Annotated in this window: 16 protein-coding genes; all 16 read right to left on the bottom strand. The window is 63.8% G+C overall.

From position 1 onward, the window contains the following. Window positions 1–97 precede the first annotated feature (97 nt). The 16 genes from H351_RS20210 to H351_RS20280 all read right to left on the bottom strand — a co-directional run bounded on the left by H351_RS20210 (window position 98) and on the right by H351_RS20280 (window position 19281). Window positions 98–2605 carry a [protein-PII] uridylyltransferase gene (locus tag H351_RS20210; RefSeq protein WP_020907284.1) on the bottom strand — a complete coding sequence of 836 codons (2508 nt, stop codon included), beginning with the start codon at window positions 2603–2605 and terminating at the stop codon, window positions 98–100. Beyond that, the gene (locus tag H351_RS20215) at window positions 2595–2933 is read right to left on the bottom strand and encodes a P-II family nitrogen regulator (protein ID WP_003942772.1); all 339 of its coding nucleotides are present in this window, start codon (window positions 2931–2933) and stop codon (window positions 2595–2597) included. The genes H351_RS20210 and H351_RS20215 overlap by 11 nt, the downstream gene beginning before the upstream one ends. Before the next feature lie 56 nt (window positions 2934–2989). Further along, on the bottom strand, window positions 2990–4249 hold the full coding sequence (locus tag H351_RS20220) for an ammonium transporter (protein ID WP_051636583.1): 1260 nt from the start codon (window positions 4247–4249) through the stop codon (window positions 2990–2992). A gap of 247 nt (window positions 4250–4496) precedes the next feature. Next, a complete protein-coding gene (gene ftsY / locus H351_RS20225) occupies window positions 4497–5960 on the bottom strand; it encodes a signal recognition particle-docking protein FtsY (RefSeq protein ID WP_029255121.1) in 1464 nt (487 codons plus the stop codon). Between the two features lie 42 nt (window positions 5961–6002). Continuing rightward, window positions 6003–9590, bottom strand: a complete 3588-nt coding sequence (gene smc, locus H351_RS20230; protein ID WP_029255120.1) for a chromosome segregation protein SMC — start codon at window positions 9588–9590, stop codon at window positions 6003–6005. A 26-nt stretch (window positions 9591–9616) separates the two neighbouring features. Continuing rightward, window positions 9617–9901, bottom strand: a complete 285-nt coding sequence (locus H351_RS20235; protein ID WP_019747956.1) for an acylphosphatase — start codon at window positions 9899–9901, stop codon at window positions 9617–9619. Window positions 9902–9906: 5 nt separating this feature from the next. Then, window positions 9907–10830: an SMP-30/gluconolactonase/LRE family protein gene (locus H351_RS20240; RefSeq protein ID WP_029255119.1), complete on the bottom strand. Its 924-nt coding sequence runs from the start codon at window positions 10828–10830 to the stop codon at window positions 9907–9909. Next, on the bottom strand, window positions 10830–11282 hold the full coding sequence (locus H351_RS20245; protein ID WP_020907278.1) for an OsmC family protein: 453 nt from the start codon (window positions 11280–11282) through the stop codon (window positions 10830–10832). The genes H351_RS20240 and H351_RS20245 overlap by 1 nt, the downstream gene beginning before the upstream one ends. A 41-nt stretch (window positions 11283–11323) precedes the next feature. Then, entirely contained in the window at window positions 11324–12193 is an 870-nt protein-coding gene (gene mutM / locus H351_RS20250) for a bifunctional DNA-formamidopyrimidine glycosylase/DNA-(apurinic or apyrimidinic site) lyase (protein WP_019747953.1), read from the bottom strand. A gap of 8 nt (window positions 12194–12201) precedes the next feature. Then, a complete protein-coding gene (gene rnc, locus H351_RS20255; protein WP_019747952.1) occupies window positions 12202–12975 on the bottom strand; it encodes a ribonuclease III in 774 nt (257 codons plus the stop codon). 19 nt (window positions 12976–12994) lie between these two features. Beyond that, window positions 12995–13177 (bottom strand): 50S ribosomal protein L32, encoded by a 183-nt coding sequence (gene rpmF, locus H351_RS31490; RefSeq protein WP_007729318.1) that lies wholly within the window; start codon window positions 13175–13177, stop codon window positions 12995–12997. A gap of 2 nt (window positions 13178–13179) precedes the next feature. Beyond that, window positions 13180–13740 (bottom strand): YceD family protein, encoded by a 561-nt coding sequence (locus H351_RS20260; RefSeq protein WP_007729319.1) that lies wholly within the window; start codon window positions 13738–13740, stop codon window positions 13180–13182. A gap of 189 nt (window positions 13741–13929) precedes the next feature. Next, entirely contained in the window at window positions 13930–14691 is a 762-nt protein-coding gene (locus H351_RS20265; RefSeq protein ID WP_003942696.1) for a DivIVA domain-containing protein, read from the bottom strand. Window positions 14692–14822: 131 nt separating this feature from the next. Continuing rightward, window positions 14823–15317: a pantetheine-phosphate adenylyltransferase gene (gene coaD, locus H351_RS20270; RefSeq protein WP_003942776.1), complete on the bottom strand. Its 495-nt coding sequence runs from the start codon at window positions 15315–15317 to the stop codon at window positions 14823–14825. Beyond that, window positions 15314–15880 carry a 16S rRNA (guanine(966)-N(2))-methyltransferase RsmD gene (rsmD, locus tag H351_RS20275; protein ID WP_029255118.1) on the bottom strand — a complete coding sequence of 189 codons (567 nt, stop codon included), beginning with the start codon at window positions 15878–15880 and terminating at the stop codon, window positions 15314–15316. The genes coaD and rsmD overlap by 4 nt, the downstream gene beginning before the upstream one ends. Next, entirely contained in the window at window positions 15877–19281 is a 3405-nt protein-coding gene (locus H351_RS20280; protein ID WP_029255117.1) for a pyruvate carboxylase, read from the bottom strand. The genes rsmD and H351_RS20280 overlap by 4 nt, the downstream gene beginning before the upstream one ends. Window positions 19282–19339 lie beyond the last annotated feature (58 nt).

Raw genomic sequence — 19339 nt, forward strand, 5'->3', positions numbered from 1 at the left:
TCGTGCGAGTTAGCCGTGGATATTCTCGGGCACCAGCCTAGCCGCTACGCCCGCACCGATCCCAGCCGATGCGGGCGTAACTGCCGAAACCGGTCCGTCAATCCTCTTTCTTCTTGGGTTGTGGCACCGGAACCACCGCCAGCACCGCCTCCTCGACGCGCTCTCGCGCCGCGCGGGTATCGGCCTCACCGAAGTCGAGGCAGAACGCGTCGACCACCGAGGAACCCAACGTGGCGACCTTCGCCCACCGGATGTCGGCACCACTGTGTTCGAGTGCTGCGGCCAGTCGGCAAAGCAGGCCGACGCGGTCTTCGGTACGCAATTCGAGGATCGCGTGACCGTCACCGGGCGCGTCGAACCAGATGACCCGCGGCGGTGCCTGCGAATAGAGCACCGGAACCGCCGAATCCTTGTTTGTCTGGATCGGGTCGTCCCACTGCTCTGCCCGTGCCTCCTCGTCCTTGGCGTCGAGAAGTTCGAGCAGATTCAGTTCACCGGCCGAAGCGCGGATCAATTCCTGCCTGAGCAGCACCGCCTGCGGCGGTGTGCCGAACCTCGGTGTGACGACAAACGAATTGACCGCCGAACCCGCATGCGACCCCAGCGAAGCGGAATGCACCCGCAACGACTGCAGCGCCAGAACGCCGGCAGCCCGAGACAGCAACCCGGGCGCGTCGGGCGCGATGACGGTCACGACGTAGGTGTGCGGATTCTCGGCCGGTACGAGCGAGACGTGAACCCCGCCGTCCTCGGCAATGGCCAACTGCTCGGGAGCGAGTGGATCGGGTTGTGGGAGTTCCTCCCCCGCCATCAACAAACGGCAACGACGCACGAGCTCACCGATCAGAGACGACTTCCAGTCGCCCCAGACGCCAGGCCCGGTGGCCAGCGAATCCGCCTCCGCCAACGAATGCAGGAGATCGAGAAGCGTCCCGTCCCCTTCGAGTGCGTCGACCACTCGCTGCACCGTTGCCGGATCGTCGAGGTCGCGACGAGTCGCGGTTTCCGGCAGCAGCAAGTGATAGCGCACCATCGCCGTCAACGTCGCGACGTCGGAAGGCCAGAGTCCCAAGCGATTTCCGATCGCGGTGGCCAATTCGGCACCGACGACGCTGTGGTCTCCCCCTCGCCCCTTCCCGATGTCGTGGATCAGCGCACCGAGCATGAGCAGATCCGGCCGAGCGACGCGAGTGGTGAATCCGCTTGCATACGCGGCGGTTTCGACCAGGTGGCGATCCACCGTCCACGTATGGACGGCGTCGCGCGGCGGAAGATCGCGAATGGTCCCCCACTCCGGCAGGAGTCGACCCCAGAGCCCGGTCCGGTCCATCGCCTCGATCACCGGAACCGCACGCGATCCCGAACCGAGCACGACCAAGAGATCGTTGACCGCATTTTTCGGCCACGGCTCACGCAGTTCCGGGGCATTGTCGGCCAGTCGATTGAGCGTCGATGCGGAGATCGGCATGCCGTTGGTGGCCGCCGCTGCCGCGACCCGCATCACCAGACCGGGATCCTTCTTCGGCCTCGCATCGCGCGCCAGGACAACTTCGCCGGCATGCTCGACGACGCCCTCGTCCAGTGGTCGCCGCACCGGCGCGCGACGCAGCCGCGACAAACCACGCCGGGGCAAGGAGTTTCCGGCGGTACGGATACCGACGTCCACCGAATAGCTGATGGTGCGCGCCGATTCGCTGAGAAGGCGGGCCAGATCGAATCGATCACCGATCCGCAGCGCCGCACCGATTTCGTCGGCGTCCTGCGCTCGCAGTTGATCGCGGGCGCGACCGGCAACGCGGTGAAGTTCGGTGCGCACGTCGAGCAACCGCCTGTGCGCAAGTGCCAGACCGCCGCCGGGCGAGTTGGGTCCCAGCCCTGGCATCCCGTCGGTCAATTGCGCGATGGACAGGGCGTTGAGCAGTTGGACGTCACGCAGCCCGCCACGGCCGCTCTTGAGATCCGGTTCGGCGCGATGGGCGATCTCGCCGCTGCGCTCCCACCTCGTACGGGTCTGGGTGATCAATTCGTCGAATCGGCTGCGGATGTCCATGCGCCACTGTCGACGGACACCACTGATCAACAGGTTGCTCAGCTCCACATCGCCGGCAATGTGGCGTGCTTCGAGCATTCCGAGTGCCGCCGTCATGTCGGTGGCCGCAACCTGAAGCGCCTGCGGAAGCGTCCGCACGCTGTGGTCGAGTTTGATGTGCGCGTCCCACAGCGGGTACCACAGGCTGTCCGCAACCTGGGCCACGACTGCTGGGTCCATGTCGTCGTGCAGCAGAATCAGATCGAGATCGGAATACGGCAACAGTTCGCGTCGGCCAAGACCACCCACGGCGACGATGGCAAACCCACAATCCGGTTTGATGCCCAGTTCGGTCCCCTTGGTGGTCAACCAGAACTCGTGCAGATCGACCAGTGCATGTCGCAGAGAAGGGGCGTCGAGCCTCCTGTTCTTGACGCCTCCGGTGAGTAGGGCCTTGCGTGCGCGGGCCAGGTCCGCAGCTTCGTCGGATCCCCCTGACGAGACCGGCCCTGGCCCCGTCGCTTTCGCGACGGAACCAGGGCCGAGGTTCTCGGACCCTTTCGGGTCAGAGTGCATCGCCACCGCGTTCCCCGGTGCGAACCCGGATGACCGACTCGACTGGCGAGACCCACACCTTGCCGTCACCGATCTTGCCGGTTCGAGCGGCCTCGACGATCACCTCGACCACCTTGTCCACGGCCGCGTCGTCGACGACGACCTCGACCCGGACCTTGGGTACGAAGTCCACGGAGTACTCCGCGCCTCGGTACACCTCGGTGTGGCCCTTCTGTCGGCCGTAGCCCTGAACTTCGCTGACTGTCATACCCAGCACTCCGGCCTGCTCGAGTCCGGTCTTGACGTCCTCGAGCGTGAACGGCTTGACGATTGCTGTGATCAGCTTCATGTGCTCATCCCTTTCCAAACTCTGAAGTGCCTGAATTCACTTTAATCACGTGCTGATCACGCGAGGTCGTATGCGGTCTCTGCGTGTTCGGTCTCATCGATGCCGCGTGCCTCGTCCTCAGCCGAGATTCGCCAGCCCAGGGGCTTGAGTGCGAAGCCGATGATCGTCGTCAGAACGCCGGTGAAGACGAGTGCTGCGAGTGCGATCACGATCTGAACCACCAGTTGCTTGTAGTCGCCCCCGTAGAAGAGGCCGGTTGCGGTGCCGAAGAATCCGATACCGATCGTGCCCCACAGGCCGGAGACAAGGTGAACACCGACGACGTCGAGCGAGTCGTCGAAGCCGAAGCGGAACTTCAGGCCGACTGCGAGAGCGGACAGGATGCCGGCTACGGCGCCGAGGAAGATGGAACCGACCGGGTTGAGCGCACCGGCAGCAGGGGTGATGGCGACCAGACCGGCGACCGCACCGGAAGCTGCGCCGAGGCTGGTGGCGTGACCGTCACGAATACGCTCGGTGGCGAGCCAGGCCAGGACTGCGGCACACGTCGCGGTGGTCGTGTTGACCCAGGCGAGACCGGCGTTACCGTCGGCGGCGAATGCCGAGCCGGCGTTGAAGCCGAACCAACCGAACCAGAGAAGTGCTGCGCCGAGCATCACGAAGGGCAGGTTGTGCGGACGGAAGGCGGTCTTGCCGAAGCCGAGACGCTTGCCGACGATGAGGGCGAGGACCAGACCGGCCATACCCGCGTTGATGTGAACGACTGTGCCACCGGCGAAGTCGATCGGAGCGACGTTGGCGACGGTGACTCCGTCTTCGTTGACCGTGGTGCCGAAGAGCTTTGCCGCGATGCCGTCCTCGGAGCCCGAGAGGAGTCCGCCGCCCCACACCATGTGTGCGAGGGGGAAGTAGACGACGGTGACCCAGATACCCGAGAACAGCAGCCAGGTGCCGAACTTGACCCGCTCGGCCAGGGCACCGCTGATAAGGGCGGTGGTGATGATCGCGAATGTCACCTGGAACGCGATGTCGATGACGTTGGGGTAGCCCCACGCGCCGGCGATGAAGTTGCCGTCGGCATCGGTGATGCTGTTCTTGAGGCCGAAGAACTCGAACGGGTTGGCAAAAATGCCCCCGATGTTCTCGGTGCCGTAGGACATCGACCATCCCCACAGAACGTAGATGACGCCGATGACGGCCATGGCCCCGAAGGACATCATCATCATGTTCAGGACGGACTTGGACCGAGACATCCCGCCGTAGAAGAAAGCGAGGCCGGGTGTCATCAGCAAGACCAGAGATGCAGCCATCAGCATCCATGCGGCGTTACCGGAGTTCGCCAACAAATCGTCGGTACTCACTTACTACCTCCTAGTCGCACGTGCCGGGCAGCACGTCGTTAAGGAGAAGAGTGCTGGGCTGGTGTTTCGTCCATGGCGCTGTCGCGTTTCGCAGACGTGAACCAATTGCCCAACTTTGTTGCAAACAGGTTTCGCCAGGGGGTTCTACCGACCCTGTGCGCCTTTTCGGTAGTTCGCGCTACCAAAAAGGCGCACGGGGGCGTCAGCCCAGGAGGGCGTCGACGAACGCACCCGGCTCAAAGGGCGCCAGGTCGTCAGCACCTTCACCGAGACCGACCAACTTCACCGGCACACCCAGTTCATGCTGAACCTGGAAGACAATTCCGCCCTTGGCAGTTCCGTCCAGCTTGGTCAGTACGACGCCGGTGATGTCCACGACCTCCGCGAACACTCGAGCCTGCGCCAGTCCGTTCTGGCCGACCGTCGCATCGAGAACCAGCAGAACGTCGTCGACCGACGCCTTCTTCTCGATGACCCGCTTGACCTTTCCGAGCTCGTCCATCAGACCGGTCTTGGTGTGCAGACGGCCCGCGGTGTCGATGAGGACCACGTCGACGCCGTCCGCGATGCCGCGTGAGACCGCGTCGAATGCAATCGCAGCGGGATCGCCACCCTCCTTGCCACGAACAACTTCAGCGCCGACACGCTCGGCCCACGTCTGGAGCTGATCGGCAGCGGCGGCGCGGAACGTGTCCGCGGCACCTAGCACGACGCGACGACCGTCGGCGACGAGCACGCGAGCCAGCTTGCCGGTGGTGGTTGTCTTGCCGGTTCCGTTGACGCCGACGACGAGCAGAACAGCCGGGTGATCATCGTGCGGCAACGCGCGGATGGAGCGGTCCAGTTCCGGACGCAGTTCGGCGATCAACACCTCGCGCAGAAGGGCGCGGGCGGCAGCCTCGGTCCGGACGCTGCGGGCCGCCATCTGCTCACGAAGCTTCGTGACGACCTTTTCCGTGGTCGCGGAGCCGAGGTCTGCGATGAGAAGGGTGTCCTCGACTTCTTCCCACGAGTCCTCGTCGAGATCGCCGCCACCGAGTAGGCCGAGCAAGCTCTTGCCGACTGCTGACTGCGAGCGGGAGAGGCGCCCGCGCAGTCGGTCCAGCCGACCCTCGGTCGGGTCGATCTCGTCCAGCACGCGCGGTGCAGGCTCGACAGGTTCGGGAACTACGACGGGTTCGGGAACTACGACGGGCTCGGGTACGACTGCAGGTTCGGGAACGACAGGTTCTTCGACAACAGGTTCTGCTACTGGTGGTTCTTCTACGACCGGCTTTTCGATTACCGGCTCTTCGACAACCGGTTCCTCGACAACAGCGGGTTCTTCGACAACCGGCTCCTCGACGACGGCCGGCTTCTCCGCAACAGGTTCTTCGATGATCGGTTTTTCGACGACAGGTTCTTCGACGACAGGCGGCTTCTCCGCGACCGGCGGCGTCGGAACCACCGGAGGTGGCGCCGTTGCCGTCGAGCCTTGACTGAAGTTGAACCCGCCACCGGCCTTGTAGCCGCCTGACTTGTCCTTCTCGGGGGTGCCGAGCTCCGGCTTCGTCTCGGGCGCCTTCAGCGAGACCTGCCCCTTGCGGTAGCGCAGGAATCCGGCAACGAGAACGACGAGTAGTACGGCCGCTACAGCCGCGATGATGATCCAAGCCTGGGTAGTCACCGGCCCATTGTTTCAGGCTCCGACCCGGAAAGTGAGCAGGGCTTACGTCGAGGCCATGTCTTGACCGCGAAGTCGCTGCGAAATCACGGTGGTGATGCCGTCGCCGCGCATGCTGACTCCGTACAACGCGTCGGCGATTTCCATCGTCGGTTTCTGGTGAGTGATCACGATCAACTGCGACTTCTCCCGCAATTGTTCGAAGAGTCCGATCAGCCGCCGCAGGTTGGTGTCGTCCAACGCCGCCTCGACCTCGTCCATCACGTAGAACGGGGACGGGCGTGCCCGGAAGATCGCGACCAGCATGGCCACCGCGGTCAACGACTTCTCGCCGCCCGACAGCAACGACAACCGCTTGACCTTCTTACCGGGCGGACGCGCCTCGACTTCGATGCCTGTGGTCAGCATGTCCGACGGATCGGTGAGAACCAGTCGTCCTTCTCCCCCGGGGAACAATTTCTCGAACACGCCCACGAACTCCCGCTCGACGTCGGCATAGGCCTCGGTGAACACCTGCAGGATTCGTGCGTCCACGTCTGCGACCACAGCAAGAAGGTCCTTACGGGCGGTCTTGACGTCCTCGAGCTGAGTGGAGAGGAAGGTGTACCGCTCCTCGAGAGCTGCAAATTCCTCGAGCGCCAGCGGATTGACCTTGCCGAGGGTGGCGAGGTCTTTCTCCGCCCGCTTCGCGCGCCGTTCCTGAGTCGCACGATCGTACGGAAGCGGAGCGGGGGCGGTCACCTGCTCGCCGCGCTCCTTGGCCTGCTCGTACTCCTCGATTTCGAGAGCGGTCGGCGGCAGTTCGACGTCGGGTCCGTACTCGGCGATCAGATCATCGAGGCCGATACCGTACTGATCGAGGATCGACTCCTCGAGTTGTTCGATGCGCAGCGCTGCCTGAGCCTTCGCAACCTCGTCGCGATGGACGGCGTCGGTGAGTGAAGCGAGCTGTCCGGTCAGTGCCCGGACGATCTCGCGGACCTGATCCAGCTTGGCTGTGCACTCGGAGCGGGCCCGAGCCAACTCGTCGCGATGAGCAAGAGCTGCAGCGACGACGGCCTCGAGTTCGGCCGCCACGCGCTGCCCCGACTCGGCGACGGCAGCTGCAACCTCCGCAGCGTGCGCTCTGGCGCGCAGAGCCCGCTCGGCGCGAATTCGTGCCTCTCGTTCGGCAGCAGCGGCGCGGCGAAGCGAATCAGCCTTTCCGCGTACGGATTCCGCACGTTCTTCGGCGGTGCGCACGGCAAGGCGAGCATCCATTTCGACTATGCGCACTTCGGCCAGCGCTGCTGCGGCCATTTCGCGATCGGCAGCGGTCGATTCCGCACCGTGTCCCGGTGCACTGCCGTCGGTTTCGGCCACACGCAGACGTTCTTCCAGGTCCGCCAGCTTTGTCAGCGACTCACCGCGGCCCTCCTCGGCACGCACTCGCTGGGCGGTCAACCGCTCGGATTCCGCGTGGGCGACTCGTGCTGCCTGCCCCAATCTGCCCAACTGCTCGTAAATGGCGGACATGGCGGCGTCCGACTCGTTGAGCGCCGCCAAAGTCTGCTCCGCGGTCTCGCGTCGAGCGGCCAGTTCGGCCAGAGCGCCGGACAGCGCCGCGTCGAGTTCCTCGGATCGGCTCTCCGTTGCCGCCAGTTCCGCTGCTGACGCGTCGATCGCCGCCTGTACCTCCAGCGTGCTGGGTTGCCGATCCGAGCCACCGATCATCCACCCCGAACCGTGCAGATCGCCGGAACGCGTCACTGCACGAATTCCCTTGTGGTCAGCAACAACTCGAATCGCGTCCTCGAGAGTCTCGACCAGGACAACGCCATCGAGTATTGCGGTCAACCCCGCACGCAACTCATCAGGGCAGTCGATGACGTCGACGGCAGGACGACTGCCCGGTGCGATCTCGGCCTCGCATTTGATCACCGGTTCACCGCTCACGATCAGCGACGCACGCCCACCGTCCTGATCGGCCAGCGCTGCAACAGCGGAGCGAGCCGAGTCCAGCGACTGCGCCACGACGGCGTCCGCCGCCGGCCCCATCGCGGCAGCGATCGCAGCTTCGTAGCCGGGTTCGACGTGAATCAATCCGACCAGCGAGGTGATGCCGTCGTCGCGCCGATGTTCGAGCAGCCAGCCGCCACCGTCCTTGCGCTGCAAGCCCATCGACAGTGCCTCGACGCGCGCACGGAGCGAAGCTATACGTTGCCCGCTCGTCTTTTCTTCCTCGCGAAGTTCTTCGACACGTGCGTCGATCATCTCGAGAGCTTCGACGGCGCGTTCATGATTGGTGTCGAGGCCTACTTCACCGGCGTCGAGGTCCCCGATGCTTTCCTGCACCGTGTCGAACTCGGCTTGTGCGGCATCCCCACGCAGACGAGCCTCGTCGATGGCCTCGGTCAGTCGGGAAACTTCCGCGTCGACGGATTCGACGCGGGTACGCAGAGTGTCGACCTGACCGGAGAGTCGAGCAAGACCTTCACGGCGGTCGGCGACGGCACGAACTTCCGCCATGTGCGCCCGTTCCGCTTCTGCTGCAGCATCTTCGGTGGCTGCCAGCTGGTCCCGAGCAGCTTCCGACGCCGCTCGCGCGATTTCGACGCCTTCGAGGAGTTCGGCCTCCTCGGCCGCAAGACGTTCGGCGCGCGCTTCCATCTCGTCCGGGTCCTGGCCGCGATTGCCGACGGGTTCGGAGTCGAGATGTCGTGCACGCTCGCGGGCGATGCGCACGGTGGCGTTGACTCGTTCGGCAAGCGCGGACAGCTGGAACCAACTCTGCGCAGCCGCTTCCGATCCCGGAGTCAGACGAGCGAGAGCTTGCTCCTGGCGCCCGAGTTCGAGGTTGGCCTCGTCGAGCGCGGACGCCACCTCGTTGTGCTGTTCGCGGGCGGCTTTCTCGTCCTGCGCCTGGTCGTTCAGTTGGGTTCGACGGGTCACCAGGTCGTCAGCGGCCAGCCGCATCTTGGCATCACGCAGGTCAGCCTGGACCGTCTGTGCTCGCCGAGCAACCTCGGCCTGGCGTCCCAGCGGTTTGAGTTGCCGACGCAGTTCCGCGGTGAGGTCACTGAGTCGAGCGAGATTGGCCTGCATGGAATCGAGCTTGCGTACCGCTTTTTCCTTGCGGCGGCGATGTTTGAGGACTCCCGCGGCTTCTTCGATGAAGGCGCGTCGATCCTCGGGGCGGGATTCGAGGATCGCGGCGAGCCGTCCCTGCCCGACGATGACATGCATTTCGCGGCCGATACCGGAGTCGCTGAGCAGTTCCTGGACGTCCATCAGACGGCAGGACGAGCCGTTGATCTCGTACTCCCCCGCGCCGTCGCGGAACATCCGGCGCGTGATCGACACCTCGGAGTACTCGATCGGGAGCGCGCCGTCGGCGTTGTCGATGGTCAAGGTCACCTCGGCGCGGCCCAGCGGCGCGCGGCCGGAGGTGCCGGCAAAGATGACGTCTTCCATCTTGCCGCCGCGCAGAGCCTTGGCGCCCTGCTCGCCCATCACCCAGGTCAACGCATCGACGACGTTGGATTTACCCGAGCCGTTCGGCCCGACGACACAGGTGATCCCCGGCTCGAACCGAAGAGTCGTTGCCGACGCAAAGGATTTGAATCCCTTGAGTGTCAGACTCTTGAGGTGCATGGGGGGAAACTTTACCGCCAAACCGGTCAGCGTTCGACGAACCCTGTCAGGTCGCCCCTGGCGGGGTCCCAGCTGTCGACCACGAGATCCACCGTGCCCGGTGTTGTTCCCGAGCGAAGCAACTCCAACAATCTCTCGAGCTGCGTGCGTTCGCCTTCCGCCACGACGAGCACTCGACCGTCACGCTGATTCGACGCATATCCGATCAACCCGAGTTCGAGGGCGCGGGCCCTGGTCCACCACCGGAACCCGACGCCCTGAACATATCCGTGAACCCACGCCGTCAACCGCACAGGCGGTGTCTCAGTCATGACGTTCAGCCCGCCACACGTTCGAGACGGTGGACGTCGCCGAGGAAACCGGTGGTGTAGATCGAGTTGGGGTCCCAGCCCGGGCCGGCACCGAACTTCACCGCGGATGTGAACGGCAGACCCGAGGCGATCTCACACGAAGATCCCGAATCCGGATCGACGCGAACAACTTTGCCGCCGGCATTGAATGCGACGTACAACGCGCCGTCCGGTCCGACGGTCAGATCGTCCGCCATGTTTGCCGGACCGAACCCGGGGAGCGTGATCGTTCGCACCGGCCCGCCCAGATCGTGTGCGTCGAGGACGTGGACCGCGGTCACCATGTCGAAAGTGGTCGTTACGTAGATCGTCGAACCGGAGCGTGCGAGGCCGTCGACGGTGCCGAGATCCTCACGAACGATCGAACTGGTTCCGTCACTGTCGATGACCGTGAGCCCCGGCCGGGTCAGGGTACGAGCTGTGAGGAAACGGTTACCGTCCAGCGGCACAAGCCCGTTCGGCATCACCAGACCGTCGGCAATCGTAGTCACCGATCCGTCTGCGACGTCGACCTTACGAAGGCTGCCGTCGGCGATTCCGAACAGACCCGAGACAGTCGAGTTGCCCGTGGTGAAGTACACGGAACCGTCACGCGCGACCAGCCCGCCAGGTCCGGTGACGTCACCGACCAAAGTTGTCCGTGTTCCGTCCGGCGCCACTTTCAGCAGTGCACCCGGCCCGATCAGAGCCGACTGCGACAACACCATCGATCCGCTGCCGTCGAATTCGAGATTCTCGAGCATTCCGGCACCAGTCGTCACGACGCTCGACGTCCATTTGCCGCAACCACCGTCCGAGCCGTCGGCCGGGACCGAGGCCTGTGCCGGAGCACTCACCGCCACAACGGAACCCAGTGCGATCGCAGCGACAACACTGCCGGCGCGGGACATCAGGCTTCCGTGTCGAACGACAGCGTGACCTTGGTTCCGGCCTTGAGAGTGCGCCCGACCGTGCACACCTTGTCGACGGAACGCTCGACGAGAGTGATGAGGCGCTGCTGCGCTTCGGCATCCAACTCACTGAGGTCGAGTTCGAGAACCTCGTCGAGCTGCGGGTAGACCTCGTTTTCACGATCGGCGGCACCGGACACTCGGACCGTCGCGTCGTAGTTGTCACCGAGGCGGCGAGAGATCGGGAAGTCTGAGCTCATCCCGGTGCATGCAGCCAGTGCAATTTTGAGGAGTTCGCCGGGCGTGAAGACTCCTGGCACCGATTCGGAGCCGATGAGAACCTCTGCGCCGCGCGAACTCTTGCCGGTGTAGAGGCGGGTTCCTGTGCGTTCCACCCAAAGCTCCGTGTGAGCTGGGGCGGTTGCAGTGTTGTCTGGAGTCTGTTCAGCCATGACGCAATCTTGCCACTCCGCCGAACCGAAGGGGCGAAGACCTAGGCGATTCGCCGTGCCCTCGGGGTCGGCTGACACCGCGGGCAACTGAACGACGATCGATTCATGAACTTCTCACGCTTGATCGGCGCGCCGCATCGCGGGCACGGAAGATTCTCCTGCCCGTACGCCGACAGCGACCGGTCGAAGTAGCCCGATTCCCCGTTGACGTTCACGTACAGCGCGTCGAAGGACGTACCGCCCTGATCGAGCGCCTCGCCCATCACCGAGTGCGCCGCGGTCAACAGTTCTCGAAGTTTGGGCCTGGTGAGCGATTCGGCGATTCGGTTGCCGTGAATCTTTGCACGCCACAATGATTCGTCGGCGTAGATGTTTCCGATTCCGGAGACCACTGTCTGGTCGAGAATCGCCCGCTTGATCTCGGTGTGCTTGCCCCGCAGGACTTTCACGACGGATTCGAGATCGAACGCAGCATCCATGGGATCGCGAGCGATGTGCGCCACCGACTCGGGCAGCATCGTTCCGTCGACCTCGACGAGGGGTGAAATCGACCAGCCACCGAAGGTCCGCTGGTCGACGAATCGAAGATCAGCCCCGGAATCGAGGGCCAACCGAATGCGTAGGTGCTTTTCCCAGTCGACTGTCGGGGGTTGGACCAACATCTGTCCGCTCATCCCGAGATGAACCACCAGTCCGACACCGGCAGGCTCGAGAACCAGCCACAGATACTTGCCGCGACGCTCTGCCGAAGCGATGGTCTGCCCGGTGAGTTGGCCGATCAAGTCCTCGGAACCGAGAATGTGGCGCCTGATCGCGCGGGGATGGAGGACCTCGACGGCCTCGATCGCCGCACCTACAGCATGAGACTGTAGGCCGCGGCGAACGACTTCGACTTCGGGAAGCTCAGGCAAGAGTGAACTCAGCCGGCGAGATCAGACGGGTTGTCAGCAGCGACTGCGCTAGCAGCGGCATTCTCCGACATCGTCTTCCATGCCGAACTTGCTGCCTTCTGCTCGGCTTCCTTCTTGGAACGACCGACACCGACGCCCAAGGGCTTGCCACTGATGAGAACTGTGGCCGTGAATTCCTTGTCGTGATCGGGTCCGGTAGCGGTGATCTCGTAGACGGGAACTCCGGCACCGTGTTCTGCGGTCAGTTCCTGCAGACTCGTTTTCCAATCCAGACCCGCGCCGAGAAGCGGTGCGCGAGTGAGTAGATCGTCGAACAGATCGAGAACAACACGTCGCGCAGTATCGATGCCGTGCTGCAGGTGAATGGCGCCGAGAATCGACTCCATACCGTCGGCGAGGATGGACGGCTTGTCACGGCCGCCCGTCATTTCCTCACCCTTACCCAGCAGCAGGTGCGCTCCGAGTCCACCTTCACCCAGAGTCCTGGCAACCTCGGCGAGTGCATGCATGTTGACCACGCTGGCACGAATCTTCGCCAGATCACCTTCGGATTTGTCCGGGTGGGACAGATAAAGATTTTCGGTCACCGTGACGCCGAGAACGGAATCCCCGAGAAATTCGAGGCGCTCGTTCGTGGGCAGACCGCCGTTCTCGTACGCGTACGAGCGGTGCGTGAGAGCCAGGGTCAGAAGACCGGGCTCTATATCTACGCCGACAGCGGCGAGGAGCTTGTCGTGATTGCCCTCGCCGCCGGCGGCTGAAACTGTATTTTCGCTCGTCATAGTCTTTCTCCGGGGAGAACTAGACAGCAGCGGTTACCTGGCGGCCCTTGTAAGTACCGCATGACGGGCATGCGATGTGGGGAAGGGTCTGCTCGCCACAGCCACGGTTGGGGCAGGTAACGAGGGTGGGCACAGTGGTCTTCCACTGGCTACGACGCGACCGCGTGTTGGATCGCGACATTTTGCGCTTGGGGACAGCCACTTCTACTTCTCCTCGGCTTCGGTGATCACAAGATTTTCGCTGGTGTTTGATTCCACGCCAAATTTGGCCGCGAGACCAGCCCAGCGAGGATCAAGTATGTCATGCCCATGCCCAGATTCCGCAATCGCCAGGCGAATGCCACATTCTGAGCACAATCCCAGGCAATCGTCACTGCACAGAGGCTGGAGCGGAAGCGCCAGACCGACTGCATCGACGATAACCGGTTCGAGGTCGATTTCGTCGTCTTCGACCGCGTAGACCTCTCCCTCTTCCGTCGTCTCCTCGGTGGTGCTGTCCGGGTAAGCGAACAACTCCGTGAGATAGATGTCCACGGTGTCGGTGAAAGGTTCAAGGCACCGCGAGCATTCACCCTTGGTGGGTGCGTGCACGTTTCCGGTGACGAGAACGCCTTCGGACACTGCTTCGAGACGAAGATCGAGATCTATGTCCGCGCCCGCTTCGATCGCGATCAGATCGAGACCGATACGGTTCGGGGACTGAATTGTTCTCTCGACGGTACGCATCGACCCTGGACGACGACCGAGCTTGACCGTGTCCAGCAAAAATCCCGCATCACTTGACTGATGCGACGAACTACGACGATGCGTTGACAAAGAGAACTCACCTAACTGTTGAAACTGGTATGGGCAACCACTCCACAATACGGCAGCTACAACGCAAATCCCAATTCCGTCCACGAAAAAGTGGGCCGCCCCATATCGGACGACCCACCCTCGACTGTCTCGTTCGCTCTAGCGACGACGCTCCGAACGACGATCGTCGTCCTGGTAGTCGGGGACTCCCGAACCTGTTCGAAGCTGTTGACGACCACGCCCGACCGATCGAACCGTTCCGGTGAGGAACTCTTCGAACTCGGCCAACTTGGTGTCCACGTACAGGTCACACTCCGAACGCATCCTGTCGGACTCGGCATGAGCGGCGTCGATCACTCGCGCGGATTCCGCGTGAGCTGACTGGACAACCTCGGTCTGCGACACCAGACGAGCCTGCTCCGCCGTTCCCTCCGCCACTGAATGTTCGTACGAGGCCTGGCCGGACTCGATCATCCGATCGGCCTCGGCACGCGCCCGTCCGGTGACGGCCTCGTACTCACGACGGCCGTCGGTGACGGTCCGTTCCGCTTCTGCTTCGGCGTCCTCGACCAACTGATCGGCGTGCGCGCGTGCTTCGGCAACCATGCGATCGGCCTGAGCCTTGGCATCGGACAGAATCCGGTCGGCGTCGTCGCGTGCGTTCTCGACAGTCGAGGTTGCCTCGGCATTGGCGCTGCTGACTGTCTTCTCGGCGTTTGCTCGCGCGTCACCGACCAATTTGTCGCGATGATCGAGGACGTCCTGAGCGTCGTCCAGCTCGCTCGGAATTGCGTCCCGGACGTCGTCGAGTAGCTCGAGTACGTCACCGCGAGGCACAACACACCCTGCGGTCATGGGAACACCGCGCGCCTCTTCGACAATTGCGACCAGTTCGTCCAGTGCCTCGAATACGCGGTACACAAGCAACCCCAATCTCTACCGGCCGAAATCGGCCCACATCGTCACCGGTCCACTCGGACCTGTGCCCGTTCCTGTCCAAGTTTGCCGGAAGAACGGCCAACGGGGTGTCGTCGTGGTCGGTGTGTCGGGGATCAGCTGTTTTCGGCTGCTCGTTCGGCGATACGCGCGAGTAGCCGAGAATGCACCTTGGCCGGGAGCATGTCGGAGACGTCGCCGCCGAAGGTCGCAACTTCCTTCACCAGAGAACTCGACAGGTAGCTGTAGGTCGGGTTCGTGGCAACGAAGAGCGTGTCGACGCCCGTGAGCTTCTGATTCATCTGAGCCATCTGCAGCTCGTAATCGAAGTCGTTCGCGCCGCGCAGACCCTTGACGATCGCGCTGAGGCCTTCTTGTTTCGCGTAGTCGACCAACAATCCGTGCCACGACGTGACGCGAACGTTGGGCAGGTGGCTCGTCGCGTCTTCGAGCATCTCGATCCGCTCGTCGATCGTGAACATGCCACGCTTGCTCTTGTTGATCAGCACGGTGACCACGACCTCGTCGAATTGCGCAGCAACTCTTCCGATTACGTCGAGGTGACCGTTGGTCACAGGGTCGAAGGATCCGGGGCAGACGGCGCCAGTCATGAGTCCAGACCGTAGCAGGTGGCCAGCTCGATGCGGGCTTCACCGTAGTTCTTGGCCTTGATCGGCTCGTAGCCCTGAGGCCACACGGTCTCCGGCGAGCGCGACGAACGTTCGAGTACGACGATCGTGCCCTCCCCCACCCATTTGTTGGCCTGCAGATCAGCGAGCATGGACACGACGGCCTCGTCGGTTACCGCATACGGCGGGTCCGCGATCACGATGTCGTATTCACGCGCGCTCGGACCCGAGACCACGGCCGCAACCGGAGCGGCGCGAACCGTCGCCCCCGGCAACGCGACAGTGCCGATGTTCGCCTTGATGACGGCAGCAGCCTTGGCATCGGATTCCACGAGAACAACGTGCTCGGCTCCCCGCGAGAGCGCCTCGAGGCCGAGAGCACCCGAACCCGCAAAGAGGTCGAGAACCGCGCACCCTTCGAGATCGATGCGCGCTTCGAGAGCACTGAACAGCGCCTCACGAACCCGATCCGACGTCGGACGGGTGCCGCTCGGCGGGACTCGCAGGCGTCGACCGCCCGCGAATCCCGAGATGATGCGTGTCACTCTGCGGCGCTCTCCCCCGTCGAGACGACTACCAGCAGGTCTCCGCCCTCGACCTGTTGGACGGCGCTGATCGCGATCCGAGAGACGACGCCGGCGCGCGGCGCGGTGATCGCCGCTTCCATCTTCATCGCTTCGATCGTGGCCACGGTGTCGCCGGCCTCGATCTTCTGGCCTTCCTTGACCGCGAGCGTCACGACGCCCGCGAACGGTGCAGCCACGTGGCCCGGGTTGTTCTTGTCGGCCTTCTCCGCCACCGGTACGTCACTGGCAATCGAGCGATCGCGGATCGAGACCGGGCGGAGCTGGCCGTTCAGGATGCACATGACAGTGCGGTAGCCGCGCTCGTCGGGCTCGGAGATCGCCTCGAGACCGATGATCAGTTCCACGCCGGGAGCCAACTCGACCCGGTGCTCGTCGCCGCGCCGCAAACCGTAGAAGAACTGGTTTGCCGAAAGCCGCGACGTGTCACCGAACTTCTCGCGGTGTTCGAGGAATTCCTTTGTCGGGCCGGGGAACAGCAGACGGTTCAGCGTCGCCTGACGGTCCTTCGACGAGCCCTCTAGCAGCACCTCGTCCTCAGCGGACAACGTCGCTTCCGGCTTGGCCTGGCCACGTCCTTCGAGTGCCTTGCTGCGGAACGGTTCCGGCCAACCACCGGGAGGCGTACCGAGTTCACCGCGCAGGAAGCCCACCACGGAGTCGGGAATGTCGAACTTCGCCGGATCTGCGGCGAACTCCTCCGAAGGCACGCCGGCACCGACAAGATGGAGCGCGAGGTCGCCGACGACCTTCGACGACGGCGTCACCTTCACGAGATGCCCGAGCATGCGGTCTGCGTCGGCGTACTTGGCTTCGACCTCTTCGAACCGGTCGCCGAGACCGAGAGCAACGGCCTGGGTCCGGAGGTTGGAGAGTTGACCGCCCGGAATCTCGTGTGTGTACACGCGACCCGTCGGCGCCGGCAGTCCGGATTCGAACGGCGCGTACACCTTTCGCAGCGCCTCCCAGTACGGCTCGAGGTCGCACACGTTCTGCAGGTTCAGTCCGGTGTCGAACTCGGAGTGCGCGGCAGCGGCGACGATGGCCGAGAGCGCAGGCTGGCTGGTGGTTCCGGCCAGTGCCGCGGAAGCACCGTCGACTGCGTCGGCGCCCGCCTGCCACGCTGCGAAGTACGTGGCCAGCTGTCCACCGGGAGTGTCGTGCGTGTGAACGTGAACCGGCAGATCGAAGTTGCTGCGTAGCGCCGTCACCAGCTTGGTAGCTGCCGGAGCGCGCAGCAGGCCTGCCATGTCCTTGATCGCGAGCACGTGAGCGCCGGCATCGACGATCTCTTCGGCCAACTTCAGGTAGTAGTCGAGCGTGTACAGAGTTTCGTTCGGATCCGACAGATCACCGGTGTAGCTCAGCGCCACCTCCGCGAGGGCCGTTCCGGTCTCACGCACCGCGTCGATGGCGGGCCGCATCTGGTCGACGTTGTTGAGCGCGTCGAAGATTCGGAAGATGTCGATACCGGTGTCGGCGGCTTCCTGAACGAATGCGCGCGTGACCTTTTCGGGATACGGCGTGTAGCCCACCGTGTTTCGGCCGCGAAGAAGCATCTGAAGGCAGATGTTCGGGATCGCCTCGCGGAGTGCGGCGAGCCGGTACCACGGATCCTCGTGCAGGAAGCGAAGTCCCACATCATAGGTCGCGCCGCCCCAGGCTTCGATCGAGAGCAGTTCCGGCGTCAACCGCGCAACGTGCCCGGCTACTCCGAGCAGTCCGCTGGTCCGAACTCGCGTGGCCAACAACGACTGGTGCGCGTCACGGAAGGTGGTGTCGGTGACGCCGACGGCCTTCTGCTCACGCAGTGCCTTCGCAAAACCTTCGGGTCCGAGTTCGAGCAGGCGCTGACGGCTACCGGCAGGAGGAGGCGTCGAAAGATCGATCTTGGGCAGCTTGTCCTGCGGGTACACCGCCGAGGGCCGCTCACCGTGAGGCTTGTTGACAGTCACATCCGCGAGGTAGGTCAGGATCTTCGTGCCGCGGTCTGCCGAAGAACGCAGAGTCAGCAGCTGAGGACGTTCCTCGATGAAGGAGGTCGTCACGCGTCCGGCACGGAAGTCCGGGTCGTCGAGAACCGCCTGCAGGAAAGGAATGTTGGTCGAGACGCCACGAATGCGGAACTCGGTGACCGCGCGGCGAGCCCTCGCGACAGCGGCTTCGAGGTCACGACCACGGCAGGTGAGCTTGACCAGCATCGAGTCGAAGTACGCGCCGACCTCGGCTCCCAGCGTGGCGCCGCCGTCCAGGCGGATACCGGCTCCGCCCGGGGTGCGGTACGCGGTGATGCGGCCCGTGTCCGGGCGGAATCCGTTGGCCGGATCCTCCGTGGTGATGCGGCACTGCAGCGCCGCGCCGCGAAGCTTGATCGTGTCCTGTGACAGACCAAGTTCTTCAAGCGTCGAACCGGACGCGATCTTGAGCTGCGACTGGACCAGATCCACGTCCGTCACTTCTTCGGTGACGGTGTGCTCCACCTGAATTCGCGGGTTCATCTCGATGAAGACGTGATTGCCGCGCTTGTCGAGGAGGAACTCGACGGTGCCTGCGCACGTGTACCCGATCTCCTTCGCGAACGCGACGGCGTCGGCACAGATCTTGGCGCGCAACTCTTCCGAGAGATTGGGCGCCGGAGCAAGCTCGATCACCTTCTGGTGGCGACGCTGCAGCGAGCAGTCACGCTCGAAGAGGTGGATGACGTTGCCCTGCTCGTCGGCGAGGATCTGCACTTCGATGTGCCGGGGGTCGATGACGGCCTGCTCGAGGAAGACCGTCGAATCGCCGAAGGCCGATTCCGCTTCGCGCGCTGCGGCTTCGATCGATTCCTTGAGCTGTGAGCGCTCCGCAACGCGGCGCATTCCGCGTCCACCGCCGCCTGCAACGGCCTTGACGAAGATCGGGAAGGTCATGTCCTCGGCGGCCGCGAGCAACTCGTCGATGTCCGCTGACGGCTCCGAGGACGCGAGCACGGGGAGACCGGCGGCCTTTGCCGCTGCGATGGCCCGAGCCTTGTTACCGGTCAACTCGAGGATCTCGGCGGACGGGCCGACGAACTTGATGCCTGCCTCGGCGCACGCCGCCGACAGATCCGGGTTCTCGGAAAGGAAGCCGTAACCGGGGTAGATGGCGTCGGCTCCGGCACTCTTGGCGGCGGCGACGATTTCCTCGACTGAGAGATACGCCCGAACGGGGTGACCCTTCTCCCCGATCTGGTAGCTCTCGTCTGCCTTGAGACGGTGGATCGAGTTCCGATCCTCGTACGGGAACACCGCGACGGTTCCGGCACCTAGTTCGTAGGCGGCGCGGAAGGCACGGATCGCAATTTCGCCGCGGTTCGCGACGAGCACTTTGGAGAACATTCGAGAAAACTACCCCGATTTCATCTTGCGTCTACATGCGGAGTCTCATATTTCGGAC

The sequence above is a fragment of the Rhodococcus erythropolis R138 genome (genome assembly GCF_000696675.2).
GTDB lineage: Bacteria > Actinomycetota > Actinomycetes > Mycobacteriales > Mycobacteriaceae > Rhodococcus_F > Rhodococcus_F erythropolis.

Excerpts from the sequence above, each read along its gene's own strand:
- H351_RS20210 (WP_020907284.1), bottom strand. The coding sequence starts at position 2,605 with ATGCACTCTGACCCGAAAGGGTCCGAGAACCTCGGCCCTGGTTCCGTC.
- H351_RS20215 (WP_003942772.1), bottom strand. The coding sequence starts at position 2,933 with ATGAAGCTGATCACAGCAATCGTCAAGCCGTTCACGCTCGAGGACGTC.
- H351_RS20220 (WP_051636583.1), bottom strand. The coding sequence starts at position 4,249 with ATGCTGATGGCTGCATCTCTGGTCTTGCTGATGACACCCGGCCTCGCT.
- smc (WP_029255120.1), bottom strand. The coding sequence starts at position 9,590 with ATGCACCTCAAGAGTCTGACACTCAAGGGATTCAAATCCTTTGCGTCG.
- H351_RS20235 (WP_019747956.1), bottom strand. The coding sequence starts at position 9,901 with ATGACTGAGACACCGCCTGTGCGGTTGACGGCGTGGGTTCACGGATAT.
- H351_RS20240 (WP_029255119.1), bottom strand. The coding sequence starts at position 10,830 with ATGTCCCGCGCCGGCAGTGTTGTCGCTGCGATCGCACTGGGTTCCGTT.
- H351_RS20245 (WP_020907278.1), bottom strand. The coding sequence starts at position 11,282 with ATGGCTGAACAGACTCCAGACAACACTGCAACCGCCCCAGCTCACACG.
- rnc (WP_019747952.1), bottom strand. The coding sequence starts at position 12,975 with ATGACGAGCGAAAATACAGTTTCAGCCGCCGGCGGCGAGGGCAATCAC.
- coaD (WP_003942776.1), bottom strand. The coding sequence starts at position 15,317 with ATGACTGGCGCCGTCTGCCCCGGATCCTTCGACCCTGTGACCAACGGT.
- H351_RS20280 (WP_029255117.1), bottom strand. The coding sequence starts at position 19,281 with ATGTTCTCCAAAGTGCTCGTCGCGAACCGCGGCGAAATTGCGATCCGT.